Here is a 17,775-nt window from a genome sequence, read left to right as displayed (position 1 = left end):
GCGCGATGCCGCGGCGGTTAACTGGATTTCTTCGGTGCGCGTGCAACGGAGAACCACGCCATCGCCGCGCCCGCGACCCACGCGCAGGTCACCAGCAGGTCGAAGTCCATCATTGCCTCGAAATTCGCACTGTTCTCGAAGCTGCAATGCCGGCCGTGAAGGAATTCAATGCAACCGCTGACGACCCACTGGACGTGCATGAATACGTGATAGACGGCGAAGGCCGAAGCGATGACGGCGACGCGCAGGGGTATAGTCGTTTTCATTCGGCGCCGGAGGCGGTAGGCTGATCTGACGCCGATCTTAAGACAACGACGCCGCATCAGGCAATCGATCCCGCGCGAACGTCATGACCGGCATGCACGATAGCGAATCACCATCCGCATAAACCCCGAGAAAATCGATGTCCGAACCTCACACGATCGTGCTGATCGTCGATCCCGAATACGGGGAGCGGATTCGGGCGGTTGTCGCGGGCGTTCGGCACGTGTGGGTCGTGACGTGACATGACCTGAGCGATGCGGCCGTCGATGCGCGCCGCTTACGCGTCGTCGATCTGCCTGAGCGTCTTCAGGCGATCCACCGCGAGTTGCTGATAGACCCGCGTGCCATTCGCCTTCGCCGCGATCTCCGCGTCTCTCAGCCGCCGCACCACGCGCCCCGGCACGCCCGCGAGCAGCACGCCGCGCGGCACCTCGTAGCCGGCCTTCACGAATGCGTACGCGGCGCCGATCGTCGCGCCGTCCATCACGACCGCGTTCATCCCGATCATCGTGTCCAGTTCCAGCGTCGCGCCGTGCACGATCGCGCCGTGGCCGATGTGGCTGTTCATGCCGAGCCGGCACGTCTCGCCGATGCCGACATGCAGCACGCAACCGTCCTGCACGTTGCTGCCGTCATCGACGACGATCGCGCCGAAATCGCCGCGCAGGCTCGCATGCGGGCCGATGTAGCAGCCCGCGCCGATCGTCACGTCGCCGATCACGACCGCGCTCGGATGAACGTACGCGGACGGATCGACGCGCGGGCACGTGCCGTTGAATTCGAACAGCGGCATCGCTCAGAGCACCGCAACCGTTCGGGCACGAGCGCGAACAGATCGCCGACGAGGCCGTAATCGGCCACGCTGAAGATCGACGCTTCGGGATCCTTATTGATCGCGACGATCACCTTCGAATCCTTCATGCCGGTCAGATGCTGAATCGCACCCGAGATGCCGACCGCGATGTATAGCTGCGGCGCGACGATCTTGCTGGTCTGGCCGACCTGGTAGTCGTTCGGTACGTAGCCGGCGTCGACTGCGGCGCGCGATGCGCCCAGCCCGGCGCGCGGCATTCTCGTCGAACTGGGCCGGCAACGGCTCGTCGGCGGGCAGGAGGACATGATCGAGGATGCGGCGCTGACGATGGTTCGGGCGCGGGCGGTGGCGGCGTAAGCTGCGTAGCTTGATGGCATCGGGCGGCATCGTCGCGGTCCGCGGGCGGCTTGACGCGCAAGCCGGCGCGGTCGCATTTCGCGACGCGCATCGATGCGTTCCTGCGGGGACACGGCCGCTCAAGCGCTGTACACGCAGCGCGACCGGAAAAGAGGACCTTGGCCGCCGCGGCACTGCACCGCCGCCGGCGACCGACGAACGGCGCTGATCACGCCGTCCATCCGGTGTGTCCGACCGTACGGGATGGTCGGACAGGTTTCGATCGGAGCAGCGTTGCGCGCCCGACCGTTACTGCTTAGCGACGCGGTTGCCCGCTGCGCGGCGGACGCGTCGAGTTCGCGTCCTTGTGACGGAAGTTGATGCGCCCCTTCGTCAGGTCGTACATCGACAGTTCCAGCGTCACACGATCACCCGCGAGAATGCGGATGTGGTTCTTGCGCATGCGGCCCGACGCGTACGCGCCAACCACAACGCCGTTTTCCAGCGTGACACGGTATTTGCTGTCCGGCAGCACTTCGTCGACGATTCCGTCCAGTTCCAACAGTTCTTCTTTTGCCAAACCAATTCCTCCAGAGAAGGTAAATGACCGCGGCCACGGCGAGCTCACCGGCGCCGTGGCCCGCAACGGGACGGCCGCCGGCAGGATGCCGGGTTTCAATTCGTTCAGACGGGCGACGGGCCCATCTTGCAATCGGAGCCCGGCGCATTGCGGCGGTCGGGCGGTCAGTGGCGGCGGTGCAATCAGCACCGCGCAAAGTCGGGACCGGGCCACGTGCGGCATGGCGACGGCCTACGGGTTGCAGCATGGGCCGCTGGCGACGCGGCAAGCGCTTCGCGAGGGCGTTGAATCGCACGTCGTACGGACCTGCGATGAATGAGGGAAGCACACGACCGATGCATCGTGTATACCGCGATGCATCGGTCGTGTGCGTCGGAACGCGCAGGACACCGGCTTGGGCCGGCATCCGCGCGAGCTCCGTCCGGCAGCGGCCGCCATTCGGTGGCCGGTGCCGACACGGCTTACTGCGGCGTGATGTTCGACGCTTGCAGGCCCTTCGGGCCACGCTTCACTTCGTAGCTGACCTTCTGACCTTCGGCCAGGGTCTTGAAGCCCGTGCCGCGAATTTCAGAGAAATGGGCGAACAGATCGTCGCCGCCGTTGTCCGGGGAGATGAAACCAAAGCCCTTGGTTTCGTTGAACCACTTGACGGTACCGGTATCCACAAATACTTCCTTAATACGATTGAGAACAGCGCCCGCAACGGGCACAGAAAGAATCAAAGAGGGAGAGACCAACGACTGCCGCACAATATGCAGTGCGGCCAATGATGAGCAATCGAACTTCTTGAAGACTTCGGTCTCGGACACTACGCGGTACCGGCCGATCCGTCAAGCTCTTTTCGATGCGGCGAACATGTGCGACCCCGCGTCCGCCTTGCCTGGCGGGCCTCTGCGGCAATCGGGAGGGAGTAACGATTCCCTCCCCTTTTTTGCCGCGCGCCGCCGTTACCGCGGTTCGAACACGTGATGCAGCGCCGGCGGCGTCCCACGGTCGCGGATGGTCATCTCGAATGCCTTGCGCGCGACGCTCGACGGCCGCACGTCGGCCGCGTCATTCGTGAAAGGATTCTGGCCGGTCGCGGATGGCGTCACATCGTCTGTTGGGACGAGAGGCGCAGGGGGAAATGGCGGGGAGTTGGTGGAAATCGGGTCGCCCCGCGCAAGCCCGATGGGACGGGCCATGCGCGACGGAGAAGACGGGAAGCTGGGCGGATTGCCGCGATGCGCGCGACTTCGATCAATCGAATGGGTTCAGCAGCCGGACGCCGGTGCGAGCGAAATCGTCGACATTGCGGGTAACGACCGTCAGATCGTTGATCAGCGCGGTGGCCGCGATCAGGTGGTCGAGGGCGTGCGCCGGATCGGGCACGCGCAAATGGCCCCACATCTGGGCGGTCTCGATATCGACCGGCAGGATGTTCGACGCATAGCCGGACAGGATCGTCGCCATCCATGCCTCGAGCGCCGACGCCTGCGGATGATCGCCGCGATGACGGATCAGGTCGACGCCGCGCCGCAGTTCGGCCACCGTCACGACCGACAGGTAAAGCGGGCTCGCGTCGGCCTCCGCCTGCCTGAAGAACGCGCGCACGCCGCGGTTGGTTCGCTTGCCCTTTCTGATCTCGCTGATGACGTTCGTATCAATCAAAAACACGCCTGACCTCGCCGGAATCCTGAACACGTTGGAAATCCGCGTCTTCGCCGACGTCCGGCATGCTCATCAGCACTTGCGCGAATGTCCGTCGCTTCGGCCGGCCGAGCGCCTCGGCCAGAATGGCCCGATGTTCGGCCTCGGCGCTCCTGCCGTTGGCCGCGGCCTGCTCGCGCAGGCTCTGAACGATACTGTCATCCACGTTACGCACCAGAAGATTTGCCATAGGTACCTCCATCCAGATTGCTATCAATGATAGCGCCGTGACGGTGAATTGCAAGCATTGCTATCATCGGGACGACCAGATGGAAGACGGAAGTCGGCGCGGGCCGGCGGCAACGGGCAACAGAAAGCCCCTGCGCCGCTGGCCCGACGCGTCGAACTGCTGTCGTGCACGGTAAGCCGAATCGACGCGATGAAAAAGACGGCCGAATGGCCATGCACCGGCGGGCGGCCGACGCAGATGCGCGTCGTCAGGCGCGCAACCGCGTCGAATCCGACGCGCGCCGTACGACCATCGCGAGCACCGCCATCAGGACCGCGGCCGCCACCGGCCACATCGTGCCGGCGATAACCGCGGCGAATGCCTGGGCGGGCGCGATCCACGCGAGTGCCAGCACGATCGATTCGAGCCGGTTCGGCCGAACGTTCCGGCAGTCGAGCAACAGGAAGGTCAGCGGCAACACCAGCCACAGCAGGTCGTAATACATGTAGTACGGCTGCACCAGCAGCGTCGCCGCGGCCAGTGCCGCCGCGCGCAGTTCGAAGCGCGCCGCGCGCCGCGTCCAGACGTACACGACCGCCGCGGCGGCAGCCACCGCGACGCACATCTGCACGCCATACGCGAACTGGACCGACAGGCCAGCGGCCCGCGCGCCCCCGACCAGCGACGGCATGCCGCGCCACAGCGTCTCGCCGTGCTCGACCACACCGCGGTTGAAGACGGGCAGGAACGCAAGAAACGCGGTCCACGCCTGCAATCCAAACACAGCCACCGAGGTCGCGACGATCGCGGCACTGAACAAGCCCGCCGACACCAGCGCTTTCCAGTGCCGCCCGGAGATCAGCGCCAGCGGGAACAGCACGCCGTATTGCGGCTTCACGACCAGGATCGCGATGCAGGCGCCGGCGATGACCGGGCGCGATCGCAACAGCAGCAACGCCGCTGCGGCCGCCGTGACGGTCAGGAACGCGTTCTGCATCGAGAGCGCGGCGCCGATGAAGCCCGGAAATGCGGCGACCACCATCCGCCACTGACCGTCGAGCGGGCGCGTCAGCCGCGCGACGACGGCCGCGTAGCAAACGATCGCCAGTACGCCGAACAGCACGAGAGCCGGCACGAACGGCAGCAGGCCGAACGGGATAACGACGAGCAGGAAGGTCGGCGGATACGGCCAGGGCGCGAAATTATCGAACGGCCGGAGCGCGGCCTCGATCGGCTGGATCCATTGCGGCGAGAAGATCGCCGTCGGGCCGTGCTCCAGCGCGACCCGCGCCGTCGCCCAGAATATCGCGAAGTCCGACCCGACCATCGGCGCGGACCGGTCGTGCAACCCGTAATAGCGGACCGCCCAGACGACGAGGAACAGCAATTGCAGCACGAGCGCCGCTGCGGCATACGTTGCGACACGCCGCGCATCGACGATGCGATCGTCCGACCCGCGTATCGTCTCCATCGCCCACCCCGCGCCTTGTTGTTCCAGTGAAGTACCCGATGACACCCGCCGCATCGAAACATCATGTTGCATCTCCATGCGGCACGCCGTCGTGACCGTTTGATACCATCGACGCACAAGACCGGCGATCGAACGCCGCACCACGCGCGCAGAAGACCTTGCATCGACGCGGACCATCCGTGCCTGAAATCCCGATCCAAGCGATCCAAGACACGAGACGCCCTTCAGTGGACCTGATTACCCCTTCTCTGGATACCCTGTTTTCCCCCACTCCCGACAAGCTCTACTTCCCGGCCTGCCTTGCGGCCGTCGCGATCATCGCGTGGCTCGTCGCGAGGCACGTACCGTTCTACCGGTCGGCCGTCGACAAATCGCTGTCGATGCGCCATCCCAACCTGGACGGATTCCGCGGCATCCTGGCGACCTCCGTCGTCTTCCATCACTTCGCGTGCAACCAGGGCTTGCTGTCGACCGGCGTCTGGGGCGCCCCCTCCGACTTCCTGCGCAATCTCGGCACGATTCCCGTCGCGCTGTTCTTCATGGTCACCGGGTTTTTGTTCTGGGAGCGCGCGTGCAGGGGCACGTTCGACGTGCGGAGCTTCTTCGTCGGGCGCGTGCGGCGCGTCGCCCCGCTCTACCTCTTTTACGCGATCGTCATCGTCGCCTGCACGCTGTACTGGTTTCCCGGCAATGTCGTCGACGCGCCGATCCGGTTGCTGGCCGATCTGCTCAAAGCCGTTTCGCTCGGCTGGTTCGGTGCTTTTCCGGTCAACGGCGCGGAACACACCGGCTATCTGAGCGGCGTCTGGTGGACGCTCGCATACGAATGGCGGTTCTACGTCGCCATTCCGTTTCTCGCGTGGTTCGTCGCGACGCGCGCGTGGCGCAAGCTGCTCGCGTTCGCGATCGTCACGTTCTGCGCCGCGCTGTTCGGGCCGCCCGGCGGGATGGCCCTGCTGTTCGCGTTCGGCGCGCTGGCGTTCGAGGCATCGCGACATCCCGCGATCCGCTCGCTGCTCGGCACGAAATCGGCGGCCACCGTCGCGCTGCTGATTCTCGCCGTCGCCCCGTATCCGCCCGAACGCTACTCGATCGAGGGCGCGCTGCCGCTGCTCCCGGTGTTCCTGTGCGTGGCGTGCGGGAACACGTTCTATGGTGTGCTCGAAACCCGACCGCTCGCGCTGCTCGGCACCGCCAGCTTCAGCATCTACATGCTCCACATGGCGATCGTGTACGCGATCGTCCGCGCGTTCAACAAGTTCGTTTTCCCGATCAATTCCGTTGACGACTCCGGCATCTGGGCGCTGTCGTTTGCGTGCGCACTGGTCGCCGTCTTCTGTGCGCTGCTGACTTACCGCTACATCGAGCACCCATTCCTCGCGAAGCGCAACGATGCGCGCCCGGCCCGCAGGACGGTCGAACCCGCACGCGAGCAAAGCACGGCCGCGCTGTGACACGTGCGCGGCTCAGAATCGATACGAGATCCCGATCTGGAGGACCGGATACCACCGATACCGCGACATCTTCCGATTCAATTCATCGAGGCCGCTGGAGACCAGAATCTGGCTCTTCTGCGGCCCAGCCGCGGCGGCCAGTGAACCGTTTGGGCCTCGACCCGCCGCGAGCAGCGCATGCCGCCACGCGCAGCGGGTCCCCCGGCACGACACCTTGCAAGCAAGCTTGCTGTTTGACGGATCGAGCGTACGGTGCCCGTTCGTGTCGCCGATACGACGCTGCGCGCGTCCGACACGTCGGGCCGCCATCCCGCGGCTGGAGCCGATCCCCGATGTTTCGATGTCGTTGCGTGCCGCTCCCGCGATTTATCGTGAATATCAATCGCGGTTGTCACGAGCGGCACGGGGCTCACCGCAAGGCGTGTGCCATACCGCGCGAACCCGCGCGGGACAAGCGTCACCATCACCTCGCCGGCGTGACGCGTGGGGGAATCGACGGAAATGTTTCAGGAACGCATCTGTTTTCGATGCATCATCGCCGTGCAGATGACCGGCGGTTTCGCGCAGCGGGCGCTGCAATGCACGCCGGACACGCACAGGTGAGTCGTCGGCATACCGAGATCGAAACGGTGAGCCAGGACGTAACCCGACTCGCCGCGCGAAAAGCGTTTCATTCGTGCGACTTGCGCCGGTCGCGCGGGCGATCTGGATGTTTGATCCTGCCCTGCACGTCAAACGCACCCGGTTACCACGATGCTCTGGGGGACCCATATGCTGGCGCCCAGCAGTTCATTGACGACGCTCTCCACAGAGTGGGCGCCATTGCGACGCATTGATTTTCTGCTTTATCGAACGACATACGGGCAAGCCGACCTTGATACAATGCCCAACCAGGATCAAAGCTGATTCAGAATGCCGGCAGGTCCGCGACTCAATCGCAATCGAAGCGGAATGTGTTTGATGTCTGGGCGATCGTCAGCAATTAAAAAAGATCAATCAACTCTCGGGGATATCGTGAAGCGCATCGCACTTCTTTTACTCGCCGCAGCTGTGGTTGCAGCTTGCGACTCGAAACATTCCGACAGCAGCGCGCAGCCGTTACCGGCAAGTCCGAATACAGCAAGCAACGCTACCACGTCACTTCCGCCCTCCTCAGCACCCGCGCCGACGGCACCGCCACCGTCTCACAATTACGCGATGAGCCAGGATGGTACGTACGGGTACGAGCCAGCACTCAGCGAAGATGACGTACGTGCAGGAAAGGCGACAAAAGCGCTTGTGATGATGCGCTACGTTGGTCTGCGAGACGGAAGTTATATTTTGCTTATGGTTGATGAGGACAATCCGAACATATCGAATCGCATTACGTGCCAGGCTCCGTGCAATTTTGCGAAATCGCAAACGATGGCCGGCGACTCGGTTCTGAAAACCGAAACTATCAGGGTTGTGCCCAACTCGTTGATCGGCGCAATGATCGAAGACGCGATGTCCGGGCAGTTGACACCGTATGGTCAACGCACCGCTACATTGAATCAAGCGCAGCAACCAGTGCTCACCCCGCCCCCGACGCAATCAACGTCGCCGGCTGTCGATCCGGTCGCAAACCAACCGGCGAGCAACGTGGCCGATTCACCGCTTCAGCAAACGAGCTTCGACTGTGGCAACGCGAAGTCCATTCCGGAGTTCCTTATCTGCCACGATCCGGATCTTGCGGCCGACGACCGAGATCTTGCCGCAACGTATCAGCAGGCAAAGGACGCTGTCACCGACAAGGTAGCTTTTGCCGAACGAACGCGAAAGCAATGGAATTTTCGCGAGAAAAATTGTCGTGACAAAGCATGCTTGACTTCCTGGTACGCATACCAGAAACGCGTGCTGACGAAGATTGCGCAAACCGGCGATGTCAGTGCCCAAGACAACTGAAGCGCCCTGCCGTCGAGCCCGCTCACCCCAGCGGGCTCCGTCCACCCGCATGCCCGGCCGAACCGAGCGTCACGAACGACCCGCCGCCCGACGCGCGGAAATGCGGCAACACGGCCTTCACCGCGTTGAAGAAACCCACCGTCTCGACCTCGATCGCGCGCCGCCAGTCGTCGTGCGTCATGTCGCCGATATGGCGCTGGTTCACGAACGGGCCAGCCGCCCACACAACGGAATGTACACGGCCGCGCGCGGCGATCGCGGCTGCGAACACCGCGTCAATCTGCGCGGGATCGGTCACGTCCACGCGATGCGTGGTGGCCGCCACGCCCGATCCCGCCGCTGCCGCCGAATACGAGTGCCGCCCCTGCGGAAATCCGTTGTCGTTCATGCATTCCTCCCATTGATGGGGCGACACGCGGCGGCGCTCAGCCCGCCGCTTCAGCACCCACGCGCAGCCGGTACTTCAGCACCTTGCCGGCCGCGCTCATCGGCAATTGCTCGACGAACGTGAAATGCCTCGGCACCTTGTAGTTCGCCATGTTGCTGCGCGCCCAGTCGTTCAGTACATCGGCGTCGGCATGCGCGCCGGAGCGCAACAGCTTCGGAATCTTGATGTACTGGCCGTCGTGCTCGATCTCGTCTTGTACGAACATCTTCGGCACCAGGTACATCGACTCGTCGATCATCGGCTGCAGCTCGTTGAGGTCGTAGCCGAACGCGCCCGCCTCCTGCTGGCTGCCGCCCTTGCCGACGCCGAAATGCACGCGGCCGCCCGACAGGATGTCGAGCAGCGCGACGCGCTCGGCAACCTTGATCGGATGGTTCATCGCCGGCGGCAGGCACACGACGCCGTGACCGAGCCCGATGCGCGTCGTGCGCCCGGCCAGGTACGCAAGGAAGGTTTCCGGCGCGCTCATGTGCGCATAGTTGGTCAGCGACGTGTGCTCCACGCACCAGATCGTGTCGAAGCCGACCTGCTCGGCCAGCAGCGCCTGTTCGACCGTCTCCTTGAACACCCGGTGGTCGCCCTCGCGCGATGCGTCGGTGGTCTGGGCTTCGTAGATGAGGGAAAACTTCATTGCGTGCGTCTCCATGTATGTTGGACGAGTCGGGCTCGTGCAGCGGCCCGCACGGTACGGACGAATAGCGACGGTCCACGGATGGGAGTGTCGGCGCGCGGGGCCGCACGGGCATCGTCTGTTTGGAGTAACGGCCCCACCGTGGGGACAGAGGGGTTTCACCGTCATCCGATCGGACTGCGTCGCGGCCGGCACCGCGCGCTAGCATCGAACGACGGTGCGGTGCGCCGCATACATCACGACAACGGAGAGAGGGAATGAAGGTATCGATGCTGCTGTACCCGGTCGACGACATCGACACGGCCTTGCCGTTGTTCGTCGATGGACTAGGCCTGAACGTGAAATTCCGCGACGGCGACCGCTACTGCGCGCTCGACGGCGGTCCGCTGACGATCGCGCTGGTGGCTGGCGACGAGCAGATCGTCGAGCGCGCGGCGCTCACGTTGCGCGTGGATGAAGGAGACGACCTCTACGCGGCGATGGCGCGGGTCGTGAAGGCCGGCGCGTCGGTTCGCGTGCCGGTGCAGGCCGGGCCGCACGAATTCCGCGCGGTGCTGGAGGACAAGAACGGCGCGCTGCTGGTGATTTCGCAGAAACGCGCGGCGTGACGCGGGGATGCGGGGACGCGGCGATGCGTGGCGCGTGGCACGGCCGGCGGGCGCCCGGGAGGATGCGGTGCGATCGGCAGCGGTCGGCTAACTGTCGGCAGTTGTCAGGTAACGCCGTGCGCTACACGCCTTGATCGGCCGCGCCGGGGGCGCGCAGGTCGCTGGTTTCCAGCAGCTCGAGCAGCGTGCCGGCCGGCTGGCTGAGCCGCTTCGCGGCGAGCGCGATGAATTCGACGTCGGGCAGCGCGGGCAGCCCGTCGCCGTTTACCGGCGTCGCCAGGCCGCGCGCCGACAGATACTGCGACGTCGCGGTGAGCCCGAGCCCGGCCCGCGCGGCCGCGATGCAGCCCGGCTGGCTGCTGCTCGAACACACGACTTCCCAGCCGATCCCCTTTTCCGCGAGCGCGTTCAGCACGACCGCGCGCGTGACGCTCGGCTCGGCCACCAGCACAAGCGGCAGCGGCCGCTCCAGGTCGACCACGGTGCCCGGCCGCGCGACCCATTCGAGCCGCGCGCGCAACAGCGGCGTGCCGCGCCGCTCGCCGAGCCGCCGCTTGCCGATCATTAGGTCGAGCGCGCCCGCATCCATCAGTTCGTAGAGCCGGCTCGTCATGCCGGTCGTGATTTCCAGCGCGACGTCGGGGTGCGCAGTGCGAAACGCCGCGAGCACGTCCGGCAGCGCGACCAACGCGAGATCGTCCGACGCGCCGAGCCGCACGCGGCCCTGCAGCCTCGGCTTGCGAAACTGCGATTCCGCGCGGTTCAGCGCCTGCAGGATCACGTTCGCGTGCACGAGCAGCGCCTCGCCGTCGGCCGTCATCGCGATCGAATGGGTGTCGCGCACGAACAGCCGCCGGCCGACGCTCTCTTCGAGACGACGGATGTGTTCGCTGACGCTCGACTGGTTGAGCCCAAGCTGCCGGCCCGCTTCGGTGAAGCTGCGGCAGTTCGTGACGGTCGCGAACGTCTTGAGCCAGACGGGATTGAGCATCCCGCATTGTCATCGGCGATTACGATGACAGTCAATGCCATAAGGCAGCTTCCCGATAACCACCGGAATCGATACCATCCAGTGCTTGTAGACCGGCGGTGCCACGTCGCCATGCCGGTCGCCGCCCTTCCAACTTCGTCATGTCCCGCGAACCTTCACATTCCGCGCTGCTGTGGATCGTCGCCGCCGCGTTCTTCATGCAGTCCCTCGACACGACGATCGTCAACACCGCGCTGCCGTCGATCGCGCAAAGCCTGCATGCGTCGCCGCTCGCGATGCAGCCGGTCGTGGTCGTCTACACGCTGACGATGGCGATGCTCACGCCGGCGTCCGGCTGGCTCGCCGACCGGTTCGGCACGCGCCGCGTGTTCTCGCTCGCCATCCTGGTGTTCTCGCTCGCGTCGATCGGCTGTGCCGCGTCGCACACGCTCGGCCAGCTCGTCGTCGCGCGGGCCGTGCAGGGCATCGGCGGCTCGATGCTGCTGCCGATCGGGCGGCTTGCGGTGCTGCGTCGCGTGCCGGGCGAACAGTACGTCGCGGCGATCGCGTTCGTGTCGATCGCCGGGCAGCTGGGCCCGATCGTCGGGCCGACGCTCGGCGGCTGGCTCACACAGGCGATTTCCTGGCACTGGGTGTTCATCGTCAACGTGCCGGTCGGCGTGGTCGGCTTCCTCGCGGTGCAGCGCTTTCTACCGCACGACCAGGCGACGCAGCCGCCGCCATTCGACTTCGTCGGCTGTGCGCTGCTGTCGGCCGCGATGCTCGCGCTGTCGCTCGCGATCGATCCGCCGATGCCCGCGCACCGCACCGGCTGGGCGATCGGGCTCGCCGTGCTCGGCGTGGCGAGTGCGCTCGCGTACCTGCCCCACGCGCGGCGCCGCGCGCAGCCGCTGTTCCGGCTCGGGTTGTTCCGCGAGCCGAACTTCGGCTCGGGGCTGCTCGGCAACCTGTTGTGCCGGATCGGCACGAGCGCGGTGCCGTTCATGCTGCCGCTGCTGATGCAGGTGCAGCTCGGCTATACGCCGCTGCAGTCGGGGATGATGATGCTGCCGGCCGCGATCGCCGGCGTGATCGCGAAGCGCTGGATCGCGCCGCTCGCGAAACGCTTCGGCTATGCGACGTTTCTGGTCGTGAACACGGGGATCGTCGGCTGCGCGATCGCGGGCTTCGCGCTGGTGTCGGCGCGGCCCGCGCCGGCGCTGGAGATGGCGTTGCTGATCGTGTTCGGCGCCGCGAACTCGATGCAGTTCGCCGCGATGAACGCCGTGACGCTCAAGGGGCTGTCGCACGCCGACGCCGGCAGCGGCAACAGCCTGTTCACGATGATGCAGATGCTGGCGATGGGGCTCGGCGTGTCGATCGGCGGCGGGCTCGTGAACCTGTTCGCCGCGCGTTGGGGCTCGATGGCGAACGGCTTCATGCTGTCGTTCGTCTGCATGGGCTCGGTCACGCTGCTGTCGTCGGTCGTGTTCCGGCGGATCGATACTGCCGCGCCGCCTAGGCCGGTTGCGCCGGGGGCGTCGGCGTAAGCGGCGACGCGGATGGGCGTGGCCGTCAGTTCACCTGACGCCGCTCGACAACACGCTTGAGCACCCAGCGGATCGACGAAGCGTCGGCCGGCGGCTGCGCGACGCGGTACTCGTCGACCTCCAGCACGTATTGATAGCCGGGCTGGTACGCGAAGCCTTCGATCCCCACGTACCACAAGCTCCACGGCTCGGCCGGGCTGCTGCGCACCTGCAGGCAGTCCATCGGTGCGACGCCCGTGCAGCGCGCTGCCTGCGGCGCGACATAAACCGTCCTGGTCACGGGACGGCCGTCCGCCGGGCGAGCCGCGCGCGGGTCCGTCGCGGCCGCGTCGGTCTGGCATCCGGCGAGCAGCGTGCTGCCGGCAAGCACGGCCGCACCGAGCAGCGTTCTGGTCTTGCGAATCATCTGGAGGTCCTCAGGAAGCGTTGGCGGGCCGATTAGACGAGCGCCGCGCCGGGAAAGTTCACAAACGGCTTACAGCCGGTGTGGCTCTCCCTCACGTCTGCATGCTCGTGGCGACTGAGATCTTCGACGAGCGTGGCACGATCATGAAGACCCTGTTTCCCCTCGGAGGATATCTTCGCCGAATGCGACGGCCTGCGCGTGGGTGCTCACGCGCCATCCGGGCCCGCCGCTGTGGTTGGCGGTCAAGGATGCGATCGCCACGATGCCGCGCAATGATGCGCGCGCATCCTTCCACGCGGATCGTACCCGCTGCGCCTTCAGCGCAGGCTCGCACCGGGCCGACTGCCGTGTCGACCTGCGGCTGGTTCGCGACAACCTCGGACACGTATCGCCGCCGACGACGAGCCAGTATCTGCACGCGGACGACGACTGGCGGCACAGCGAAACCGATGCAAAGCACCGGCCCGGATCGTGAACGGCCCGCCCTTTGCACGCTTCGCCCGCTTCAATACACGGCCACCCAGTGCCCAGGCACCCACGCCCAGTGATTGCCGGCCCAGCGGTAATGGCCCTTCGCCCAGCGATAGCCGGGTGCGGGCTGCGGCGGCGCCACCTCTACGACCGGCGCGGGCTGCGGCGGCCGCGCCGGTTCGACCACGCACGCGGACATCAGCGCGGCGCTCGCGCTCACCAGTACGGCAAGCGATACGGATCGGATCTTCATCGTCAATTCTCCCTGTCAAGTAATCGGTTGGCGGATGCGAACGCGCGCATGCCGCGCGTCACACGGTTGCGCGAATGAGGCCCGTCATCGGCCGCGTCGTGCCGCTTTCCGCGAACAGCGTGGACGCGGTACGGGCGGGATCGAGCCGCAGGCTTTCGGCGGCCGCGCCCGCGATCAGCGCGTCGAGCGACGCGGTCGGTTTCAGGTCGCGCCCTTCGTACAGATCGCCCGGCCGCAAGCCGGGCCAGTCGGCGATCACGCGGCCGCCCGCGACCGCCCCGCCCGCCAGCATCGCGACCGACGCCTGCCCGTGATCGGTGCCGCCCGTGCCGTTCGCGGCGGCCGTCCGCCCGAACTCGGTCGCAACCAGCACCGTGGTCTGCTGCCACACGGGCCCGAGTCCGTCGCGCAACGCGGCGAGCATCGTGTCGAGCGCCTTCAACTGGTTCGCGAGCCGCGCGTTCTGCGCGCTGTGCGTGTCCCAGCCGCCCGTCTCGATCATCGCGATCCGCGGGCCGTCGTCGCGCGCAAGAAACGTCGCCGCGAGCTTGCCGACGCCTGCCGGGTCCTGACGCGCATGCGCATCGCCGGCGAGCCCGCGCGCGGCCATCGCCGACTGCCACAGCGGCCCGAGCTGCGCGTCGGCCTCGTAAAGCGCCGACACGCGCGCGAGCAGATCGTCCGGCGCGGCCGGCAAACCGGACGCCGCATACGACGCGGCCTGCACGCCGCCGCGCAATGCGAGCGGCACCGTCGGCGCGAATGCGATCGCGCGTTCGCGCGTCGCCGGCAACATCGCGGCGAGGCGGTTCAGCCAGCCGTCCTTCACCTGGTATGGCGCGCGTCCGCCCGTCTCGAGCACGTTCTGGCCATCGAAATGCGAGCGGTCGCGATACGGCAATGCAATCGCGTGGACGAACAGCGCCTGTTTGTCGCGAACCATCCGTGCGGTCTGCACGAGCGACGGATGCAGCGCGAACGTGCCGTCGATGCGTATCGCCGTCGATGGATCGATCGCCAGCGGGCCGCGCAGCGACGCATACGCGGGCTCCGCATACGGGACGACGATGTTCAGCCCGTCGGCCGCGCCGCGCTGGATCACGAACACGAAGCGCCGGTCGGTTTCGACGTTCGCGAACACGATGCGCGGCGCGACGAGCATCGCCCCGGCTCCGGCCGCGGCAATGCTCAGGAAATGCCGACGGGTAATGGATCGAGCCATGTTCATCTCCGTTGGAAATCGGGTGACACGAGCAGCAGCGCGAGCGACGTGGTCGCGCTTTCGGCGCGCGACAGCGCAGTCGCCGTCGGCTCGCTCAGCGAGCCCGCCAGCAGCGTGTTGCCGAGCGTGCGTGGATCGAGCCGGTCGCCCGTGCGTGCGGCGAGCCGCTGCGCGATTTCTACGCGTCGCACAAGCGCGTCGGGCGCGGCCCAGCTCGCGGCCAGGTCGTCGTAGCCGGCCGGCGACCCGGGCCGCCACACGGGCTGGCCGAGTTGCGCGAGCAGCGGCGCGGCCTTCAGGTCGCCCGCGTCGCGCCAGCCGAGCCCGCGCAGCGACGACACGGCCCACTCCCACGGCGTCTTGAACTTGCGATTGACCGGCGACCATGCATCCGGCGCATCGACGAGCGCGCGATAGACCGTCGGCAAATCGCCACCGCTCGTCTCGAATGCGCGGGCGAGCCGGTCGGTGAGCGCAGGGGGCGGGTTGTCGGCGACGAAATGGCGCGCGAGCTGGAACGCGACATGCCGGCCCGTTGCCAGCGAACGTGCGAGGTCGCCGAGGATCGCGCGCGCCTGCGCTTCGCCCGGCTGGTCGTAGGTGCGGCCCATTACCGTGCGCGCGCCCGGTTCGTGCAGCTTCGGACGAAACACGAACGCGCCGGGCGCCGCATCGCCGGGCTGCAGGCCGCGTGCGCCGGCGATGCTCCAGCCGGTCAGCGCACGCGCGAATTCCGTCACGTCCGCTTGCGTATAGCCGGTCCGTGCGCCGAGCGTATGCAGCTCCATGATCTCGCGCGCGAGGTTCTCGTTGAGACCACGGCGCGTCGCCGGATCACGGGCTTCGGCGCGCAGCGCGGCCGGACTGTCGGGGCCGACCGAGCGTGCCTGGTCGAGGAACAGCTGCATCGCGGGATGCTGCTCGACGGCGACGAGCATGTCCTCGAAGCGGCCGAGCACGTGCGGGCGGATCGCGTCGCGCTCGAATGCGCCCGCGTACGCGGCGACCTGCCCCTTGTCGACGGACACCGCGAAATGGTTCGCCCAGAAATGCACGAGTCGCTCGACGAACGGCGCGGGCGTGGTGAGCGCGCTGTTCAACCGTGCGGCGACCGCACTGCGATACGCGTCGTAGCCGTCGCGACGGATCGACTGTGCGGTCGCGCGCTTGGCTGCCGCGTCGTTGCTCGTCATCGCGTCGCTCGTCATCGCGTTGCGGGTGTTCGCGAAGCGCGTCGCGAGCGTGCCCGCGTCGGGTTCGGCGGCCCATGCGGCCGGCCGCGCGTCGTAACGGTCGAATTGAGCGATCAGCGCCGCCTTCGGATCCGCAGGCGGCGCTTCGTCCGCCCGCGCGCCGAGACCAAAGCGGTTCAGCGCGATGGCGGCCGGTGAGATGTCGTTCGGATGGCCCATGACGGGGGTTCTCGCAATGCGTACCCGTGTTTAACGGGCGGCGGGGGGAAATCCGTCGGGGGATGTGAGAAATATTTTTTGGGGTGTCAGCGCGTGCGTCTTGCGATCGGCTTTCAAACGCCGGCGGGCAGTCGGGTCGTCGCGCGCTGAATTTTTGTCATGGATGGCGAAACGATTGCCCTGCCGTACGCACGTTCGCGGCTATCACCCCAACTCGAACGACGTCACGCCGAACACGCGATCGATCGCAATCGCGGGCACTTCTTTCGTATACATCCGCGCGGTCTCGAATACGGTCGACATGCCGTGCCGTTCCGCCAGCGCAACGGCCGCAGGATTCGTTTCCGGCACGTCGAGCGTGATTACCTCGCCGGGCATCCGCGCCGCCAGCGCACGAAACAGCCCCGTGGCGATCCCGGCATCATCGGCAAAGAGCGGGCCGATCTTGCAGCCCGCCTTGCAGCGGCGTATGACACCGTAGCCGGCGACACGGCCACCATCGATCGTTGCGAGCGCAACGGCATCCGGTTGAGCAATCCAGACCGAGACGAAACGCTCGCGCGCTGCGGGGAAACACCGGCGATCGTAGGCAAGCAACTGCTCGAACGGTACATCGGCCGCTGCCGCCACATGCGCGCACCCGATGCCGTCGACGCGCCCCTGATAGCGGATGTTGCGATATGCGAGCCGGAACCCGGACTTCGCGTAGCTCGCCTGCCGGGCAACGACACCGTCGAGACCGATGTTACGGTCTCCAAGGTAACGCACGCCGTGCTGCCAGATGCGCAAACCGAAGCCTTGACCGCGAAACGCGGGTTTCACGATGTAGAGACCGATGAAGCCGAAGCGCTCGTCATAGGCGATAGCGGCGAGGCAAGCGACCGGCTCGCCACGACAGACGCCGACGAAAAAACCGGCCGGGTCCGCTTCCCTGAAACAATGCGGGTCGTGCAAGCCGGGGTTCCACCCTTCTGCAGCCGCCCATTCGACCGACATGGCCACCTCGTCGGCCGACATGGTGCGCACGATAAAGTCTTCAACTCGATTCATGGTTCGCCCCTGTCGCGGCCCTCGAGCTTGCCGCATCGCGTTGCAGTGGATATA

General features: G+C 66.4%; 19 protein-coding genes and 4 pseudogenes. 6 read left to right on the top strand and 17 right to left on the bottom strand.

Features of this window, described 5'->3' with window-relative positions:
• Positions 1–17 precede the first annotated feature (17 nt).
• The 3 genes and pseudogenes from ABIC50_RS20050 to ABIC50_RS20040 all read right to left on the bottom strand — a co-directional run.
• Complete coding sequence (locus tag ABIC50_RS20050; RefSeq protein WP_012366135.1) at positions 18–266, bottom strand: hypothetical protein; 249 nt, start codon at positions 264–266, stop codon at positions 18–20.
• A gap of 275 nt (positions 267–541) precedes the next feature.
• Entirely contained in the window at positions 542–1,057 is a 516-nt protein-coding gene (locus tag ABIC50_RS20045; protein ID WP_354166409.1) for an acyltransferase, read from the bottom strand.
• A gap of 20 nt (positions 1,058–1,077) precedes the next feature.
• Positions 1,078–1,326 (bottom strand): annotated as a pseudogene (locus ABIC50_RS20040) (electron transfer flavoprotein subunit alpha/FixB family protein); the annotation flags it as partial.
• Here ABIC50_RS20040 and ABIC50_RS20035 point away from each other — a divergent pair.
• Positions 1,322–1,435, top strand: a pseudogene (locus ABIC50_RS20035) (4-hydroxy-2-oxovalerate aldolase family protein); the annotation flags it as partial. The pseudogenes ABIC50_RS20040 and ABIC50_RS20035 overlap by 5 nt on opposite strands.
• Positions 1,436–1,730: 295 nt before the next feature.
• On the opposite strand, the gene infA reads toward ABIC50_RS20035, so the two are convergent.
• The 5 genes from infA to ABIC50_RS20010 all read right to left on the bottom strand — a co-directional run bounded on the left by infA (position 1,731) and on the right by ABIC50_RS20010 (position 5,500).
• Positions 1,731–1,994, bottom strand: coding sequence for a translation initiation factor IF-1 (gene infA / locus ABIC50_RS20030; RefSeq protein WP_006751842.1), 264 nt, complete (start codon positions 1,992–1,994; stop codon positions 1,731–1,733).
• Between the two features lie 461 nt (positions 1,995–2,455).
• Entirely contained in the window at positions 2,456–2,659 is a 204-nt protein-coding gene (locus ABIC50_RS20025) for a cold-shock protein (protein ID WP_006751843.1), read from the bottom strand.
• 574 nt (positions 2,660–3,233) lie between these two features.
• Entirely contained in the window at positions 3,234–3,650 is a 417-nt protein-coding gene (locus ABIC50_RS20020; protein WP_006753827.1) for a type II toxin-antitoxin system VapC family toxin, read from the bottom strand.
• Positions 3,637–3,873 carry a FitA-like ribbon-helix-helix domain-containing protein gene (locus ABIC50_RS20015; protein WP_006753828.1) on the bottom strand — a complete coding sequence of 79 codons (237 nt, stop codon included), beginning with the start codon at positions 3,871–3,873 and terminating at the stop codon, positions 3,637–3,639. Before ABIC50_RS20015 ends, ABIC50_RS20020 begins: the two co-directional genes overlap by 14 nt.
• A gap of 247 nt (positions 3,874–4,120) precedes the next feature.
• On the bottom strand, positions 4,121–5,500 hold the full coding sequence (locus tag ABIC50_RS20010; RefSeq protein ID WP_354166407.1) for a glycosyltransferase family 87 protein: 1,380 nt from the start codon (positions 5,498–5,500) through the stop codon (positions 4,121–4,123).
• 50 nt (positions 5,501–5,550) lie between these two features.
• On the opposite strand from ABIC50_RS20010, the gene ABIC50_RS20005 reads away from it, so the two are divergent.
• Both ABIC50_RS20005 and ABIC50_RS20000 read left to right on the top strand, forming a co-directional pair.
• Complete coding sequence (locus ABIC50_RS20005) at positions 5,551–6,777, top strand: acyltransferase family protein (RefSeq protein ID WP_354166404.1); 1,227 nt, start codon at positions 5,551–5,553, stop codon at positions 6,775–6,777.
• Between the two features lie 1,197 nt (positions 6,778–7,974).
• Entirely contained in the window at positions 7,975–8,700 is a 726-nt protein-coding gene (locus ABIC50_RS20000; protein ID WP_354166402.1) for a lysozyme inhibitor LprI family protein, read from the top strand.
• A gap of 22 nt (positions 8,701–8,722) precedes the next feature.
• On the opposite strand, the gene ABIC50_RS19995 is transcribed toward ABIC50_RS20000, so the two are convergent.
• From ABIC50_RS19995 to ABIC50_RS19985, 3 genes and pseudogenes are all read right to left on the bottom strand, one after another.
• A complete protein-coding gene (locus tag ABIC50_RS19995) occupies positions 8,723–9,088 on the bottom strand; it encodes an SDR family oxidoreductase (RefSeq protein WP_354166400.1) in 366 nt (121 codons plus the stop codon).
• Between the two features lie 37 nt (positions 9,089–9,125).
• A complete protein-coding gene (locus ABIC50_RS19990; protein ID WP_354166516.1) occupies positions 9,126–9,314 on the bottom strand; it encodes an AMP-binding enzyme in 189 nt (62 codons plus the stop codon).
• A 3-nt stretch (positions 9,315–9,317) separates the two neighbouring features.
• A pseudogene (locus ABIC50_RS19985) lies at positions 9,318–9,779 on the bottom strand (LLM class flavin-dependent oxidoreductase); the annotation flags it as partial.
• A 257-nt stretch (positions 9,780–10,036) separates the two neighbouring features.
• Here ABIC50_RS19985 and ABIC50_RS19980 point away from each other — a divergent pair.
• Positions 10,037–10,387, top strand: coding sequence for a VOC family protein (locus ABIC50_RS19980; protein ID WP_105787887.1), 351 nt, complete (start codon positions 10,037–10,039; stop codon positions 10,385–10,387).
• 121 nt (positions 10,388–10,508) lie between these two features.
• Here ABIC50_RS19980 and ABIC50_RS19975 read toward each other — a convergent pair whose 3' ends face one another.
• A complete protein-coding gene (locus ABIC50_RS19975; RefSeq protein WP_138848928.1) occupies positions 10,509–11,378 on the bottom strand; it encodes a LysR family transcriptional regulator in 870 nt (289 codons plus the stop codon).
• Positions 11,379–11,518: 140 nt separating this feature from the next.
• Here ABIC50_RS19975 and ABIC50_RS19970 point away from each other — a divergent pair, with 140 nt between their 5' ends.
• The gene (locus ABIC50_RS19970; RefSeq protein WP_354166397.1) at positions 11,519–12,907 is read left to right on the top strand and encodes a DHA2 family efflux MFS transporter permease subunit; all 1,389 of its coding nucleotides are present in this window, start codon (positions 11,519–11,521) and stop codon (positions 12,905–12,907) included.
• 25 nt (positions 12,908–12,932) lie between these two features.
• Here ABIC50_RS19970 and ABIC50_RS19965 read toward each other — a convergent pair whose 3' ends face one another.
• Complete coding sequence (locus ABIC50_RS19965) at positions 12,933–13,313, bottom strand: DUF4377 domain-containing protein (RefSeq protein WP_354166395.1); 381 nt, start codon at positions 13,311–13,313, stop codon at positions 12,933–12,935.
• A 158-nt stretch (positions 13,314–13,471) separates the two neighbouring features.
• Between ABIC50_RS19965 and ABIC50_RS19960 the strand changes: the two are divergent.
• A pseudogene (locus ABIC50_RS19960) lies at positions 13,472–13,788 on the top strand (hypothetical protein); the annotation flags it as partial.
• Positions 13,789–13,818: 30 nt separating this feature from the next.
• Here the strand turns inward: ABIC50_RS19960 and ABIC50_RS19955 are convergent.
• The 4 genes from ABIC50_RS19955 to ABIC50_RS19940 form a co-directional block, all read right to left on the bottom strand.
• The gene (locus ABIC50_RS19955) at positions 13,819–14,037 is read right to left on the bottom strand and encodes a YXWGXW repeat-containing protein (protein WP_138848931.1); all 219 of its coding nucleotides are present in this window, start codon (positions 14,035–14,037) and stop codon (positions 13,819–13,821) included.
• Between the two features lie 58 nt (positions 14,038–14,095).
• Positions 14,096–15,259 (bottom strand): DUF1501 domain-containing protein, encoded by a 1,164-nt coding sequence (locus ABIC50_RS19950; RefSeq protein WP_354166393.1) that lies wholly within the window; start codon positions 15,257–15,259, stop codon positions 14,096–14,098.
• A 2-nt stretch (positions 15,260–15,261) separates the two neighbouring features.
• Positions 15,262–16,671: a DUF1800 domain-containing protein gene (locus tag ABIC50_RS19945; protein ID WP_354166390.1), complete on the bottom strand. Its 1,410-nt coding sequence runs from the start codon at positions 16,669–16,671 to the stop codon at positions 15,262–15,264.
• Between the two features lie 204 nt (positions 16,672–16,875).
• On the bottom strand, positions 16,876–17,721 hold the full coding sequence (locus tag ABIC50_RS19940) for a GNAT family N-acetyltransferase (RefSeq protein ID WP_354166388.1): 846 nt from the start codon (positions 17,719–17,721) through the stop codon (positions 16,876–16,878).
• Positions 17,722–17,775 lie beyond the last annotated feature (54 nt).

Source organism: Burkholderia sp. 567 (assembly GCF_040545115.1).
GTDB lineage: Bacteria > Pseudomonadota > Gammaproteobacteria > Burkholderiales > Burkholderiaceae > Burkholderia > Burkholderia ambifaria.
The sequence above is the reverse complement of the archived record's forward strand: the minus strand, read 5'-3'. Positions and strand labels throughout refer to the sequence as shown.